Origin of the sequence: Arthrobacter sp. yr096 (assembly GCF_900108925.1) — a bacterium.
Classification (GTDB): Bacteria; Actinomycetota; Actinomycetes; order Actinomycetales; family Micrococcaceae; genus Arthrobacter.
Map to the genome: position 1 here is coordinate 276,239 of NZ_FNYI01000005.1, position 13,617 is coordinate 289,855.

The 13,617-nt window shown below is 64.5% G+C and carries 16 protein-coding genes and 1 riboswitch; of the genes, 7 read left to right on the forward strand and 9 right to left on the reverse strand.

Features of this window, described 5'->3' with window-relative positions; translation table 11 throughout:
* Positions 1-18 precede the first annotated feature (18 nt).
* On the reverse strand, positions 19-567 hold the full coding sequence (soxR, locus tag BMY91_RS14600; RefSeq protein WP_090823125.1) for a redox-sensitive transcriptional activator SoxR: 549 nt from the start codon (positions 565-567) through the stop codon (positions 19-21).
* Here soxR and BMY91_RS14605 point away from each other — a divergent pair.
* On the forward strand, positions 566-1,984 hold the full coding sequence (locus BMY91_RS14605; RefSeq protein WP_090823127.1) for an MFS transporter: 1,419 nt from the start codon (positions 566-568) through the stop codon (positions 1,982-1,984). The two genes, soxR and BMY91_RS14605, sit on opposite strands and share 2 nt — an antisense overlap.
* A 546-nt stretch (positions 1,985-2,530) precedes the next feature.
* The gene (locus BMY91_RS14610) at positions 2,531-4,252 is read left to right on the forward strand and encodes a DEAD/DEAH box helicase (protein ID WP_175538640.1); all 1,722 of its coding nucleotides are present in this window, start codon (positions 2,531-2,533) and stop codon (positions 4,250-4,252) included.
* A 142-nt stretch (positions 4,253-4,394) separates the two neighbouring features.
* Here BMY91_RS14610 and BMY91_RS14615 read toward each other — a convergent pair whose 3' ends face one another.
* The 5 genes from BMY91_RS14615 to BMY91_RS14635 form a co-directional block, all read right to left on the reverse strand.
* Positions 4,395-5,045, reverse strand: a complete 651-nt coding sequence (locus tag BMY91_RS14615) for an MBL fold metallo-hydrolase (RefSeq protein ID WP_090823132.1) — start codon at positions 5,043-5,045, stop codon at positions 4,395-4,397.
* A gap of 4 nt (positions 5,046-5,049) precedes the next feature.
* Entirely contained in the window at positions 5,050-6,054 is a 1,005-nt protein-coding gene (locus BMY91_RS14620) for an aldo/keto reductase (protein WP_090823134.1), read from the reverse strand.
* Between the two features lie 203 nt (positions 6,055-6,257).
* Complete coding sequence (locus tag BMY91_RS14625; protein WP_090823136.1) at positions 6,258-6,638, reverse strand: DMT family transporter; 381 nt, start codon at positions 6,636-6,638, stop codon at positions 6,258-6,260.
* Positions 6,639-6,640: 2 nt separating this feature from the next.
* On the reverse strand, positions 6,641-6,955 hold the full coding sequence (locus BMY91_RS14630; RefSeq protein WP_090823138.1) for a DMT family transporter: 315 nt from the start codon (positions 6,953-6,955) through the stop codon (positions 6,641-6,643).
* Positions 6,956-6,964: 9 nt separating this feature from the next.
* Positions 6,965-7,030, reverse strand: a riboswitch (guanidine-III (ykkC-III) riboswitch).
* Between the two features lie 57 nt (positions 7,031-7,087).
* On the reverse strand, positions 7,088-7,711 hold the full coding sequence (locus tag BMY91_RS14635) for a HutD/Ves family protein (protein WP_090823139.1): 624 nt from the start codon (positions 7,709-7,711) through the stop codon (positions 7,088-7,090).
* Positions 7,712-7,808: 97 nt separating this feature from the next.
* Between BMY91_RS14635 and BMY91_RS14640 the strand changes: the two genes are divergently transcribed.
* From BMY91_RS14640 to BMY91_RS14650, 3 genes are all read left to right on the forward strand, one after another.
* Positions 7,809-8,414 (forward strand): phosphoribosylanthranilate isomerase, encoded by a 606-nt coding sequence (locus BMY91_RS14640; RefSeq protein ID WP_090823140.1) that lies wholly within the window; start codon positions 7,809-7,811, stop codon positions 8,412-8,414.
* A 250-nt stretch (positions 8,415-8,664) separates the two neighbouring features.
* Positions 8,665-9,114: an SRPBCC family protein gene (locus BMY91_RS14645; RefSeq protein ID WP_090823142.1), complete on the forward strand. Its 450-nt coding sequence runs from the start codon at positions 8,665-8,667 to the stop codon at positions 9,112-9,114.
* Between the two features lie 105 nt (positions 9,115-9,219).
* Positions 9,220-9,621, forward strand: a complete 402-nt coding sequence (locus BMY91_RS14650; RefSeq protein ID WP_018778312.1) for a YccF domain-containing protein — start codon at positions 9,220-9,222, stop codon at positions 9,619-9,621.
* A 12-nt stretch (positions 9,622-9,633) separates the two neighbouring features.
* On the opposite strand, the gene BMY91_RS14655 is transcribed toward BMY91_RS14650, so the two are convergent.
* Complete coding sequence (locus BMY91_RS14655; RefSeq protein WP_090823144.1) at positions 9,634-11,328, reverse strand: sialidase family protein; 1,695 nt, start codon at positions 11,326-11,328, stop codon at positions 9,634-9,636.
* A 57-nt stretch (positions 11,329-11,385) separates the two neighbouring features.
* On the opposite strand from BMY91_RS14655, the gene BMY91_RS14660 reads away from it, so the two are divergent.
* Together BMY91_RS14660 and BMY91_RS23495 are read left to right on the forward strand one after the other, a co-directional pair.
* Complete coding sequence (locus tag BMY91_RS14660) at positions 11,386-11,757, forward strand: hypothetical protein (RefSeq protein ID WP_090823146.1); 372 nt, start codon at positions 11,386-11,388, stop codon at positions 11,755-11,757.
* 8 nt (positions 11,758-11,765) lie between these two features.
* Entirely contained in the window at positions 11,766-11,894 is a 129-nt protein-coding gene (locus BMY91_RS23495) for a hypothetical protein (protein ID WP_256212754.1), read from the forward strand.
* Positions 11,895-11,939: 45 nt separating this feature from the next.
* Here the strand turns inward: BMY91_RS23495 and BMY91_RS14665 are convergent, their stop codons facing one another.
* Positions 11,940-12,704, reverse strand: coding sequence for a 2-phosphosulfolactate phosphatase (locus BMY91_RS14665; RefSeq protein WP_090823148.1), 765 nt, complete (start codon positions 12,702-12,704; stop codon positions 11,940-11,942).
* The gene (locus BMY91_RS14670; protein WP_090823149.1) at positions 12,701-13,570 is read right to left on the reverse strand and encodes a DUF4031 domain-containing protein; all 870 of its coding nucleotides are present in this window, start codon (positions 13,568-13,570) and stop codon (positions 12,701-12,703) included. The genes BMY91_RS14665 and BMY91_RS14670 overlap by 4 nt, the downstream gene beginning before the upstream one ends.
* Between the last annotated feature and the right edge of the window lie 47 nt (positions 13,571-13,617).

Consider the following 13,617-nt stretch of genomic DNA (forward strand, 5'->3'; position numbering starts at 1 on the left):
CCCCTGTTTCACGTTGTTCTAACCCGGGGGCAGTTCAGCCTCCGCTTCCGGCAAGTTCCAGCGCTGCGCCCCGGCCCCAGAAGCCCCGAGCTCATCCGAGGGGTTCTGCAACGTGCACGACTTCAGGCTCAGGCAGCCACAGCCTATGCACCCGTCAAGGTCGTTGCGCAGATGTTCCAGCGCTGCGATCCGCTGGTCCAATTCCTCGCGCCACCTCAGCGACAACTTGGCCCAGTCGCGCTTGGTGGGGGTCCGGCCATCGGGCAACGAGTCCAGCGCCTCCCGGATGTCCTTCAACGGCAGGCCCACTCGCTGGGAGGTCTTGATGAACGCGACCCGCCGCAGCGTGTCGCGCCGGTACCGCCGCTGGTTGCCGGCCGTGCGCTCGGCTTCGATGAGTCCGTTGCGTTCATAGAAATGAAGGGCCGACGGCGACACTCCACTGCGTTCGGACAGCTCACCGATAGTGAGTGGCCGGTGCGTGGGGACGTGCGTCATGGAGCTGCTCCGAGGGTGGGCGGGATGGATTGACCTCAACATTAGTTGAGGTTCTAGGGTTGCGTCCATGACCTCTGACACCTCATCGGCCGGGATTCTGAGCCGTCCTTACCTGCTTGCCACTGTGGGGGCTTGCGCGCTCGTGTTCCTGAGCGCTTTCGAGTCCCTCGCAGTGACCACCATCATGCCTCTCGTGAGCCGCGACCTTGACGGGGCCAGCCTCTATGCGTTGGCGTTCGCGGGCCCGCTGGCCACCGGCGTGATGGGCATGGTGGCGGCAGGAAACTGGTCCGATCGTCGTGGTCCCGCAGCGCCGTTGTACTCCTCCGTGGCGTTGTTCGTAGCTGGCCTGCTCATTGCCGGCACGGCCGGAACCATGGAAATCCTGGTGCTCGGGCGGTTGGTGCAGGGTCTTGGTGGCGGTGCGATGACCGTGGCCCTCTACGTATTGGTGGCCCGTGTGTACCCGCCGGCGCTGCATCCCAAGATCTTTGCGGCCTTTGCTGCGTCCTGGGTTGTCCCGTCCTTGGTGGGCCCGTTCGCGGCAGGTGTCGTGGCTCAGTTGAGCAGTTGGCACTGGGTGTTCCTCGGCGTGGTGGGACTGGTTATTCCTGCGTTGCTGATGGTTGTGCCGGCCGTGCGGGGGATGAGTTCCGAACCCGCGGCCGAGCCTGCCCCAGCTGAGCCTGTCCCGTGGGCTTTCGGGCGCATGGGGTGGGCGGCGCTCGCCGCAGTCGCTGTCCTGGGACTGAACCTGTCCGCGGAGGTACCGGGCGTGGGCGGGGTGATTGCCGTCGTCGCGCTTGTCCTTGCCCTGGTGGCTGTGCGCCCGTTGGTTCCCCGCGGAACCCTGACCGCCCGCCGCGGCCTGCCCAGCGTGATCCTGGTCCGCGGATTGGCGTCCGCCGCGTTCTTCGGAGCCGAGGTGTACCTGCCGTACCTGCTGACCGAACGGTACGCCTTCACGCCGACGTTCGCCGGGCTCACCTTGACCGGCGCTGCGCTGGCATGGGCCGGGGCGTCGGCGGTCCAAGGGCGGCTGGGCGCGAAGTTGGCAGACGACCTCGCCGTGAAGATCGGCGCCGCGTTGGTGCTGATAGCTGTGATCTCAACCCTGGTGACGGCCGTATTCGCCTTGCCCGCGGCCGTGGCTATTGTCGGCTGGATCCTTGCCGGCGGCGGGATGGGGCTCATGTACCCGCGGCTGAGCGTCATGACCCTGGCCCTGTCCACGCCCGAGAACCAAGGATTCAACAGCGCGGCCATGTCCATCTCCGATTCCCTCGGCGGTGCGCTGTCCCTCGCCGCCACGGGGCTCGTCTTCGCAGCATTTACGACGACGAACTCGTTTGCGGGGGTCTTCGCACTGACGGCGGTGATCGCCGTCGTCGGGGTTCTGATCGCACCGAGGGTCGCCACCCGCGTGGCCGCATCCGGGGCCTCGAGCGATTCCACGGCTGCACCCGAGCTCACGCACCACGTCTGACTCGTTGTGGGCGGGGGAGTTGTGGGGTGAGCTGTGGGTGGGTTGTGGGTGTGTTGTGGGGCCCGCTCTGCTCCCCATGCGAGCCCCGAGCCGTGCATAGCAGGCCCCGCAATGCGAGGGGGTGAGTTGTGGGGCCCGCTCTGCGTGTTTCGTGGGTCCCGAGCCGCGCACAGCAGGCCCCGCAAGGCAAGTGGGTGAGTTGTGGGGCCCGCTCTGCGTGTTTCGTGGGTCCCGAGCCGCGCATAGCAGGCCCCGCAAGGCACCCCCTGACCAGCCCCGATGCGGGACCGCCGTGGAATCACTGCTAGACTGAGAACACTTGATGTGCGGTGACGCCCTGAAGCAGGTGGCCTGAAAGGCTGCGCGGCGGGGCATTTTTCATGTGAGAGGCACATCCTGCGTCGATGAACGCGTTCTATTTGGTCCCGGCCACCGCTGTTGCAGCGAACCGGTAGACCACCTGACTTTTCCTCGGCGAACCCCTGGCCCAACCGGCGTCGGGGGCCGATGTCCGCAACTGGACACCGCCCGAAAGACATGAAGTTTATGACTACTTTTGCTGCCCTTGGCACGCCCAAGCCCATTGCTGAATCCCTCGCCGCAGATGGCATCGAAGAGGCATTCCCCATCCAGGTGAAGACCCTCCCGGACACCCTCGCAGGCCGCGATGTCCTGGGCCGTGGCCGCACCGGCTCCGGCAAGACCATCGCTTTCGCCATCCCGCTCGTGGCCCGCTTGGCCGAGCGTGAAGCAAAGCACTTCCGGAAGCCGGGCCGCCCCATGGGCCTCGTCCTTGCGCCGACGCGTGAACTGGCAACCCAGATCAACGCCACCATCGAGCCGCTGGCCAAGGCGATGGGTCTGAACACCACGGTCATCTACGGCGGCATCTCCCAGGCACGCCAGGAGAAGGCGCTGCGCGCCGGCGTCGACATCGTCATCGCCTGCCCGGGCCGCCTCGAAGACCTGATCCGCCAGCGCATCCTGACCCTCGAAGCCGTTGAGGTCACTGTGCTGGACGAGGCCGACCACATGGCAGACCTCGGCTTCCTCCCGGTCGTCAAGAAGCTCATGGACATGACCCCCACCCAGGGTCAGCGCCTGCTCTTCTCCGCCACGTTGGACAACGGTGTTGACAAGCTGGTCAACCGTTACCTGTCCAACCCGCTGACGCACTCCGTGGACGATCCCCAGGCCGCTGTCACCACCATGGAACACCACGTTCTGGTGGTCAACGATCAGACCGTCAAGAAGCAGCTCATTGTTGAACTGGCCTCCGGCGCCGGCCGCCGCGTCCTCTTCATGCGGACCAAGCACCACGCCCGCAAGCTTGCCAAGACCCTCACGGATGCCGGCATCCCCGCCGTCGACCTTCACGGCAACCTGTCGCAGAACGCCCGCGACCGCAACCTTGCCGAGTTCTCCAACGGCGACGTCCGCGTCCTGGTGGCCACCGACGTCGCAGCCCGCGGCGTGCACGTTGACGACGTCGAACTCGTCATCCACGTGGACCCGCCCACAGAGCACAAGGCCTACCTGCACCGCTCCGGCCGTACGGCCCGCGCCGGTTCCGATGGCACCGTGGTCACGCTGACGCTCCCCGAGCAGCAGAGCGACGTCAAGAAGCTCATGAAAGCTGCCGGCGTTGACGTCAACTTCGAGCGCGTCACGGCCAACTCCCCGTTGGTTGCCGAGCTCGTTGGCGACATCGCGGACAAGGTTGATCCCCGCACCCGCGCAGCACTCCTCGCGGCGAAAGCCCCGCAGGGTGGCGGCACCTCCACAGGCGCCAACGCCCAGCGCAAGCGCGCACGCCGCTCCACTCAGGCGGCACCCACCGCTGGTGGCCGTGGTGGTCGCAACGGACGCGGCAAGGTTGGGGCTGAGCCGGTTCGTACGGACACCAACCGTGCCGATCGCCGCGCAGCAGCGAACGACGACGTCGCCCGCAGCTCACGCGGTCGCGGCAAGTCGGGTGCCACTCACCGCAATGACGTTCCCGGTTCGCAGGGCCAGAACGGCCGCAGCGGTCGCCCGGCAACCGGCCAGCGCTCAGCTTCGGCTCCGCGCACGGCGTCCACCACGAGCACCCGCACTGGCGGAAACAAGGCTGTATGGTCTTCCGCTACGGGCGCTACGTCCGGCGGATCCTATGGTTCGGGTGCCTCCGGCAACTCCGGCCGCGGTGGCTCAGGTGCAGGTCGTCCGGCCCGCAGCGGCCCGCGTCGTGCATCGGCTCCGGCCTCGAACGAGCGTCGCGGCCGCTAGGTCTCGTGTTGTGAGGCCCACTCTGCGCGCTATTCCTGAGGTTTGGGGCGCAGAGCAGGCCCCGCAAGTCCAGGCCGCAACGGTGTGAGGCCCACTCTGCGCGCTATTCCTGAGGTTTGGAGCGCAGAGCAGGCCCCGCAAGTTACCAGCCTCGGGCGCGCCATTCCTCAAGGTGTGGGCGCTCGGCGCCAAGGGTGGTGGGCAATCCATGGCCGGGGTGCACCAGGGTCTCGTCCGGATAAGCGTCGAACAGTCGCTCCGACACGTCGTTCAACAGAGAAGTGAAGCGTGAAGGATCTTTCTGTGTGTTGCCGACGCCGCCCGGAAACAACGAGTCCCCACTGAAAATGTGGGCCGGCCCGTCCGGATCCTGGTACACGAAAGCGATCGAGCCCGGGGTATGACCGCGCAGGTGGACCGCCGAAAGCTCGAAGTCGTCGAATCGCTCAACGTCGCCGTGACCAAGCCGAACATCCACCGGAACGGGCAACGCATCGGCGTCGTCCGCTCCTGCGGACGTGGTGGCCCCTGCAGCTGCCACCAACTCCGGCAGCGCGCGGACGTGGTCCCAGTGCTGGTGGGTGGTGGCGATCCTGAGCAGTTTGGTGGGTGCCGTTGAATCTGCGGCGCTGTCCTCCAGAAGCTGCTGAATGGCCGGGAGGTCGTCGGCGGCATCGATCAACACTTGGGCGCCAGTGGACTTTGACGTCAACAGGTACACATTGTTGTTCATCTCGCTGACCGAAATACTGCGGATGGTGACGTCACGCAATGAGTGAATAAGCGAATCCATTTGTTCAGCCTACGTTGTTGGCTTCGCGGCCCTGTGACACCCAGTTGGGGTCGGCAGAGCGTGAACCCACGACGGCGGCAGCGGCTTGGTCAAGCACCTCAAGTTGTGCTGTCCCCAGTTGCAGGGACAGCGCCCCCAGGTTCTCGTCGATCCGGTGCGTTTTGCGCGTGCCGGGGATGGGGACCACAGAGATCCCAAGGCGCTGACCTTGGGTGAACAGCCAGGCCAGGGCTACCTGGGCAGGAGTTGCATCCAGCCCGCTGGCTACCTCGCGGACCGCGGCCACAACGGCCTGGTTCGCATCAAGTGCCTCGTCGCCAAAGCGGGGAATCTTATGGCGGAAGTCGTTCTCGCCAAGGTCTCCCGCGCTGACGGTTCCCGTAAGGAAGCCACGGCCCAGCGGCGAATACGGCACAAACCCGACGCCAAGTTCCCTGGCTGCAGGAACAACGTTGAGCTCAACATCCCTGCTCCAGATTGACCATTCACTTTGGACCGCGGCAATGGGATGGACGGCGTTGGCCTGCCTGAGCTCCTCGGCTGTCACTTCTGACAGTCCCAGGTGCCGGACCTTGCCCTCACGGACCAGCTCCGCCATGGCCTCCACGGTTTCCACTATCGGAACGCGGAGGTCACGGCGGTGCAGGTAGTAGAGGTCAATCACGTCAGCGTCCAGGCGGCGGAGGCTCGCTTCCGCTGCTTGCCTGACGTAGGGCGCATCCCCGCGGACTCCCGTGTACCCGTCCGCGGGGTTGCCCTCTATTCCAAACTTCGTAGCCACTTGGATCTCGTCTCGCCGCTCTTTCAGGAGCCTGCCCACGAGTTCCTCGTTACTGCCGGAGCCGTAAACATCTGCGGTGTCGATGAACGTTATCCCAGCGTCCACGGCATGCCTGAGGGTTTGCAAGCCTTCCTCAGGGTCGATTCCGCCGTAGACAGGGGTCAGCGCCATTCCGCCGAAACCGAGGGGACTAACTGTGAGGCCATCGCCGAGTTGAACTGCAGTCATGAACTTCTCCAATGTGCGTTTGGGTGCTCTTGAAGGCGTGAACTCCACGACGGTCGCGGGTATTCCAGCGTTACCTGCGCTCCTTCCCAGTTGGTCCGCTGATACCCGGGCTGGTGGTCCGCATACCTCCGTGGTTTCGGGGTTTTGTATGCTGCCGAATGGAGTACCGCGCGGACAACCGGGAAGGAACGCTGCGGAGTCTCCTACTCGGCCTTGGCTACAGGCTTATCGGAAGGCAAGGCCTTCAAACCGGCAGCACAGCCAACGATTCCCGCGATGAAGAGAAGCTTCAGCGGACTTGCCGATTCCACGCCCGTGATCATGGCCCAGCCAACAGTCAGCGCAGCACCAATACCCACCCATACGGCGTACGCCGTGCCGAGGGGGATGCGCTTCACCGCGAGGCCCAGTCCGATCATGCTCAGGACGGCCGTGACGGCGAAGACCAGGGTGGGCATGAGCTGTGTAAAGCCATTGGAGAGGCCCAATGCGGTAGCCCACACGGCTTCGAGCAGCGCCGATGCCAGGAGGATGATCCAGAAGATTCCGGTGCCTGTGTTCTTGGTATTCGTGCTCTTCGTCATGGCTATGCCACCACCTTCAGGCCCACTACGCACGCGCCGATGCCGGCAAGCAGAAGCAGCCGGGCCGTCGTTGCACGTTCAACTTTGGTGACCATCGCGTAGGCGGCGGTCAGCACCACGCCCACGCCAACCCACACAGCGTATGCAGTGCCTGTTGGAATGGATTGCATCGCGATGGCCAAGCCGCCCATGCTGGCGGTGACCGATACCAGGAAGACAACTGTGGGTATGGGTTTACGGAAGCCCTTGGAACGATGGAGAGCTGCTGCCCAGACGGCTTCAAGAGCTCCGGCAAGAATGAGAATTATCCACGACATGACATTTCCTTTGGCCAGTCTTGTCGCGTGCCGGGTACTGAACCGTCGTCCGGAGGTTCCAGAGGGGAACCTTCATTTCAGGCTAGCAACTCCCGCGCAGGGTGGCTACTTCTGGTGGTTAACGTCACCAGATCAGGCGTGGGCGGAATCCACATGATCAATGGAGATCACTGCCACGAAGCCACGGCCGGAGATCTCGGGACTGCGTGTGTCTGAGCCGACCACGGCGTCGTAGCGAGCCAACTCAACAGGTTCCACCGCGCTGCTTGCCGGAGCGTCGCCGTCTTCCTCCGGGGCGTCACCGGGCGCAACGCTCGCCTTGCCCTCCAGCAGGATGGCAAGCTGGCCCTCGAAAACGGGGTGTGCGCGCTTCTTGGAGATCTCCACAATGGACGTGTATCCCTTGAACGCGCCGGCGCGTGCGATGACGTTCAAATCCCGGATGTCACCGGTCGGGAGGGTGGCCGAGGACGCCGCCTCACCGGAGAACCTGAACGGACGGTACTTCTCCAGGGGGTGCTCGGAGCCGTCAACCGTGAGGAGCAGCAGTTCGCCGTCGATGATGGTGATGACCCGCTCCATTCCCGGGAACGTTGAGAACTCTCCGGCTTTGGAGACGTCCGCGATGCTGACCCGCCAGTCCCACGCACCGTCCTGTGCCGAAGCTGCCTTCGGATGGCTGGCGAGTTCGCGCGTCACCCCGCCCCCGTTGCGCCACGGTTCGGGATGAATGTCGGCAAAGCGGATGATCTCCATCCGACCAGCCTAGTGGTGGACGCTGGTTCTGCGTTGGCAACGTGGCTTGCTAACGTCATATGTGGAAAACGTTGCGGTTAAGGCTGGAGGCACGGGAATGTTCGTCAAAGTGTGTGGCTTGAGCACGCCCGAGTCTGTTCGCGAAGCCGTCGACGCCGGTGCAGACGCCGTCGGTTTCGTCCTTACCGCCAGCCTTCGCGAAGTCAGCCCGGAACAGGTACGCATCTTGCTGCCGCTGGTGCCCGCCGGGGTTCATGCAGTGGGCGTTTTCCGGAACGAGACCGCTGCTGATGCCGTCGCTGCTGCCAAGGCCGCAGGGCTCAGCTGGGTTCAGTTGCACGGTCACCGGACGGCGGACGACGTAAAGACAGTGCACGACGCCGGCATGCGGCTCATCCGGGCAGTCACCATGGGCGCCTCCCAGGAAGAGTTCGCTGATCTGGGCGAGCAAATGTTCCTGGTCGACGCCGCCGTGCCGGGGTCGGGGGAGTCCTGGGACTATGCATCCGTGCGCACCAAGGGCATCGACGGCCGCGAATGGCTGCTCGCCGGAGGCCTCGAGCCGGGCAACGTGGCCTTTGCCGCAACAGCCGCCGGAGCTTGGGGTGTGGACGTTTCCTCGGGAGTTGAGGCTTCGCGCGGCGTGAAGGACCTGGCCAAGATCCGCGCCTTCGTCCACGCCGCCAAAACTGCCGGCCCCTAGGACGCTCTCTCACCGTTCGTTGGTTTTCCGGTGATCCTCTCTCACCGTTCGTTGGTTTTCCGGCGATCCTCTCTCACTGTTCGCCGTCGGTCCGTGGGGAGGTGAGAGAGGGTTGGTGGAAATCGGTGATTTGGTGAGAGAGGGTCCGAGTTGTCGGGGCCACCCTCTAGACTCGCTTCCAACGGCAGCTTCACAGCGGAAACCTCACAGCTGAAACGCATCGAGTCCACGGAAAACCAGGAGTCACTCAATGAGCACGGAACACTTCACCCTGACCATGACCCGCGAGTTCGACGCTCCCCGCGAAAAGGTTTTCGAAGCCTGGATGAACCCGGATCTGCTCACCCAGTGGTTCGGGCCAGTGGATGTGGACGCACCGCGCGACAAGATCATCATTGAACCGCGTGTGGGCGGAGTGTGGCAGGTAGTGATGGGGTGGACGGACGAGAATGGGCGCCAGGAGGCCCCTATCGAGGCCGTCATCAAGGAGTTGGACGCACCCGCCCTGCTGGTCTCCACCGCGAAGGCAGCCCCTGACGCGGATCACGACTTCGAAGAGATGCGGCTGGAATTCGAGGACCTTGACGGCCGCACACGCATGCACCTGACGCAGAGCCCGTTCGCTTCCGAGGACTGGGTTGAGATGACACGCGATGGTTGGGGCACGTCATTCGACAAGCTGGATGAACTGCTGGCCTAAGTCCGCCGCCCCGGGCCTACGTTCCGGGACCATCGCTTGAAGTCAGGGAAGATTCAGGGCAGACCCCTAGGCTTTTTGTCTGACCCACAAGGGAGAATGAGGACTATGAAAACGATCCTTAACGTCATCTGGCTTGTCTTCGGTGGGTTCTGGTTGGCCCTGGGCTATTTCGCGGCAGGCATTATTTGCTGCGTGCTCATCGTGACCATCCCTTGGGGCATCGCTTCGTTCCGGATCGGCGCGTACTGCTTGTGGCCCTTTGGCCGCATGGTGGTTGAGAAGCCGGGCGGTACAGGGGTGTTCGCGCTCCTGGGCAACGTCATATGGTTGTTGGTGGCGGGAATCTGGATTGCCATCGGCCACGTGGTCACGGCGTTTGCCATGGCCATCACCATCATCGGTATTCCGCTGGCCATCGCCAACCTGAAGCTGATTCCGGTGTCGCTCATGCCGCTGGGTAAGCAGATTGTGCCTACCAACCAGCCGTTCGTCAGCACCTACCGCTAGGAATCGTTTCTTTCAGGAGGCGGTAACCGCCCCGGTGCGCAGATCGAAGCGGAACGTCCGCTCCAAACTCACCAACCCGCCGTCGGACCCTGCTGCGGAAACGCCTGCCGTGGACGCCTCTACCTTGAAAACGAGGTCCAGTGTTGGTTGGCGTAAGTCTGTTGTAGTGACGGTGTACGTCGGGGTGAAGTACAGGACTTGCTCGCCAGGCTGCAGGTCCGCGGGCGGGAAGTCGCCAGGGTTGTTGTGCGGTCCCAGAAGTACGACGCCGGAGGCCGGCTCAGTGCCTCTGTTGCGGATGCGTCCGGTGAAGGCGAGGACGTCCCCGGCTTTGTAGCCCGGGCTGACGGGTCCGTAGTTGAGGTCCTGCGCTTCCCGTGTGCCAAGAACCTGATCCCCGGCGTAGCCTTGGCCGATTTCCTTCCAGGTCTGTACATCCCAGGCGCCGGCGCTGCTGGAGGGGATCACGTGAAAGTCGCCGGCGTTCTGCCAGACGGCGGGCCGGCCTGGTGTGATGGACCGCAGTTCCATATGGAACACCAAGCCTGTGGCGTCCGAACCATCCGGAACAGCCCGCGGTGGAGCGGAAAGTTGCCCCGTGAGCTGCTCGGCGGGGATCGAGGCGAACACGATTTCCCGGTACCCCTGCCGTTCATAGAGCACCCCGATGTTCCCGTCCGGCAGCCGCGTCACGGTTGAGTATGCCGAACAATCCTCGCAGAGCAGCAGTTTGGCGGGCCAAGTGGCGCCATTGTCGGGGGAGAGGCTGAGTACGGTGTTGCGGCGCAGATGAGGGTCCTGATTGTTACTGGCGAGCAGCCACTGGGAGGTGTCCGGGGTTGCGAAGGCGGACACATTGGGAAGGGCGTCGAACCGCGCCACAGAGCCGTTGTCGCTCGGGTCCGGCAGCTCTGGAACCGGTTCAAGGATGCTCCACGTCTGAGCGCCGTCCTCGGATACAGCAGACAATCGGCACGGCGTAGCCCGCGAATGCAGGAGCAGCCGGCCATCGTCCAAGCACACCACCTTGTTTTCGTTGGGTCCCACCCCTGTGGAGCCGGGACCGATCAGGTCACCCAGGGCCCAGGTTTCGCCGTGGTCGTCGCTGAACGCAGATGCGGCCATGATGGTGCCCTCCACCAGCAGCACAAACTGCTGCACCAACCGGCCCGTATAAGGACCGGCATGCATCTGGATCCCTTGTCCCGCTGCGGCGAACAGTCCGGTGGCACTGCCTTGTTTGAGCTGAGCTGTGAGCCGACGATGCTGCCAGGTGTCGCCGTCGTCGTCGGAGAAGCTGACGTCGGCATGCTGAACGTCGTCGTTGGGTTCCATGCCGGGGACGGCCTCGAAGAAGCCCGCGTGTGTCCCGGCGGAGTGGAACATGAAGATGCGGCCGGTCCCGGCGTCCACCAGGAGGCTGGGATCCCCGAAGCCGTGGAGCCCGGAGCCTGTGCGTACCACCTGCTGTGACTCCCATGTGATGCCGTTATCGTGGCTGCGACGCAGGAGGAGATCGATGGGATTGGGCAGGTCATCAAGATTGGGCCGACCATCGTAGGCGGCCAGCAGCGTGCCCCGCGTGCTGACGGCAAGCGCCGGGATCCGGTACTGGCGGTAGCCGCCCACGCCGCGGACGGCCAGGACGTGCTCCACAGACGGTTTGGCCGGCGGCAGCTCAGGATAATCCAAGAGGTAGGAGGTCACACCTCTATGCTAGCCCGACCCCTGATACCCCTGAAACCGTGGCGGTAACCTTGGCGGGTGACCAACAACGCCCAGCCAAGCGCCCAACACCGAGCCGAAGCACTCAAAGAACGCGTCTATGTGACCTTCACCGGGTTGGCGGTGGTTCTCGCTCTGCAGTCGCACGCGGAGACCCTGACTGCGGGGGAGGCAGCGTCCACGCTGGCCATCACAGTGGTGGGAACGCTGCTGGCTGTCTTTGTTGCCGATCTTGTCTCGCACTTGGCCGTACACGCCAAAACCCCCACCAGAGCTGAGCTGTCGCACATGGCCCGGACCAGCTTCGGCGCGTTTGGTGCGATCGTCCTGCCGATGATTTTCATCGGTGTGGCAGCCGCGTCGGCCGGTGGAGCATCGAAGCCTCGCTGCGCGCGTCAACCATCGCCCTAATCACCGCCTTGGTCCTGATCGGTTATCTTGCTGTCCGCAGGGTGCAGATGGCGTGGTGGAAGAAGCTGATCGCGTTGGGGGCGGAGTTCCTGCTGGGACTAGCTGTGGTGGGCCTAGAACTCCTCGCACACGGCTGAGAACGCCAAAAATCGCGAAGAGAGGGAAGCTTCCGCCCGCCAGGACTAAGCCCCCTGAAACGCTCCATCCCGCAACAAGGCCACTTTCGAACTGGCATCAAGCTCGGCGGCAATCCGGACGTCGTCCGAGTAGCCGGAGTCCATGAGTTCCCGGCCGCTGGAACACCCGCGCAGGATCGCGGCCAGCCGGGGTTCGGCGGCGTCGAAAGCCGCGGCAGCAGCCGCCGCCTCCGGGGAGAAATTGTGCCGTCCGGCAGCGGAGAGTCCGGCGATGAAAGCACCCGCGCCCAGCTCATCCTCCAAAGCCGGCCGCAGGGCCCCGTGGGTCCACTTCTCACCGGCCGCAATGACGGCGATGACGGCACCGTCAGGCAACGTCGCATGAACCCAGTCGGCCGTGGCGGCGGCGTTGCGCAGCGAGACGGCCACCACCTGGCGGGCAGAGGCGGCCAGTTCATGGCTGATGGCGGAACCGTTGGGGGAAGGCAAAACCACCCGGTCCACTATTGACGCAGCCCGAAGACTCGCAGGGGACAAACTCAGCCCCTCAGAACCCCGTGGCCCCGCCAACGCAGCCCCATGATGGGCGGCGAACTCGCTGGCCGCTGCATCCCGCCAAGGGTAGGGAAAAACCTTCGCCCCGCGGTCCACCGCAACACTGACGCACGTGGTGAACGACAGGACATCAACCACCACGGCCAGGTCAGCTCCAGGCACCACCGCACGGGCGCCGTCGAGCCCCCACTCAAATCGGACCGAGTACGGAAGTTGCCGCTGCGGCGCGCCAGGTTCGCTGAGCGGGCTGCTCACGCGAGTTCGCCGGCCAGGTTGCGGCGGGCGGCGTCCAGCCACAGCCCTTGGGCGCGTTCGCCGTGGAACAGGGGGTCAAGTTCCAGGAGATGACGCACGACGGCGGCACGCCCCTTCGCGAAGTCGTCGTCACTGACGTGGGCATAGTCTTCACGGACGGCCGCCAGATAACGTGCGTAGGACTGCTCGTCTCCACCGAGCACGGAGAGGTCCGCATCGCAGAGAAGGGCTCCGGCATGGTCACCCGGCTCCGGGCTGTGTGAGGACGTGAGCCGGACCAGCCGCGCCACCTCGGCCACATCGGAGGAAGCCAAGCCCGCAGCCGTGAGCCGGTCTTCGGCCAGACGCGCAGAATCTTCCTCATCCTGCCCGGCCACTCCTTCATAGACGGCATCGTGGAACCACGCTGCCAGGGCAACTGTCCGTGCAGGCAGGGCGGGTTCAGTCAGGACGTCCAGAGCCTCAAGTACGGCCAGGAGGTGCGTGCGGCTATGGTACTTCCGCCCGTCCTCGCCCCAACGTTCCAGCAGCTCAAGTCCCAATTCCTCGTGGCCCGGGTAGATGCTGTTCCAGCGTTCCATCAAAGGTACGGTCAAGGCTTTGCTCCGCTCACGGGCCGGGATACGCAGTCCGCTCGCGATGAGTTTGCGGACCAGGATCCGGGCCTCCACTGGGATGGCGCCGGCAGCCACCAGGGAGTCGTACCGGCGTTCCGGAACGTCATAGTGGTCTCCGTCGAAGGCTCTCTCCGGGACTCCGGCGGCTGCCGCAAAGGTGTGCAGCTCCTCCAACGACGTGTCCGATACGAGGTGCGAAAAGACGGTCCCGTGTGCCGGCCACAAGGGCGGATCGACGTAGATGGCCATTGCCAAAGTGTAGTCCCGGGCGATCCTTCCCAGTTGCCGGCCATCGA

What these genes read in the sequence shown, in the direction of transcription:
- BMY91_RS14605 (WP_090823127.1), top strand. Translation starts at nt 566, where the DNA reads ATGACCTCTGACACCTCATCGGCCGGGATTCTGAGCCGTCCTTACCTG.
- soxR (WP_090823125.1), bottom strand. Translation starts at nt 567, where the DNA reads ATGGACGCAACCCTAGAACCTCAACTAATGTTGAGGTCAATCCATCCC.
- BMY91_RS14610 (WP_175538640.1), top strand. Translation starts at nt 2,531, where the DNA reads ATGACTACTTTTGCTGCCCTTGGCACGCCCAAGCCCATTGCTGAATCC.
- BMY91_RS14615 (WP_090823132.1), bottom strand. Translation starts at nt 5,045, where the DNA reads ATGGATTCGCTTATTCACTCATTGCGTGACGTCACCATCCGCAGTATT.
- BMY91_RS14620 (WP_090823134.1), bottom strand. Translation starts at nt 6,054, where the DNA reads ATGACTGCAGTTCAACTCGGCGATGGCCTCACAGTTAGTCCCCTCGGT.
- BMY91_RS14625 (WP_090823136.1), bottom strand. Translation starts at nt 6,638, where the DNA reads ATGACGAAGAGCACGAATACCAAGAACACAGGCACCGGAATCTTCTGG.
- BMY91_RS14630 (WP_090823138.1), bottom strand. Translation starts at nt 6,955, where the DNA reads ATGTCGTGGATAATTCTCATTCTTGCCGGAGCTCTTGAAGCCGTCTGG.
- BMY91_RS14635 (WP_090823139.1), bottom strand. Translation starts at nt 7,711, where the DNA reads ATGGAGATCATCCGCTTTGCCGACATTCATCCCGAACCGTGGCGCAAC.
- BMY91_RS14640 (WP_090823140.1), top strand. Translation starts at nt 7,809, where the DNA reads ATGTTCGTCAAAGTGTGTGGCTTGAGCACGCCCGAGTCTGTTCGCGAA.
- BMY91_RS14645 (WP_090823142.1), top strand. Translation starts at nt 8,665, where the DNA reads ATGAGCACGGAACACTTCACCCTGACCATGACCCGCGAGTTCGACGCT.
- BMY91_RS14650 (WP_018778312.1), top strand. Translation starts at nt 9,220, where the DNA reads ATGAAAACGATCCTTAACGTCATCTGGCTTGTCTTCGGTGGGTTCTGG.
- BMY91_RS14670 (WP_090823149.1), bottom strand. Translation starts at nt 13,570, where the DNA reads ATGGCCATCTACGTCGATCCGCCCTTGTGGCCGGCACACGGGACCGTC.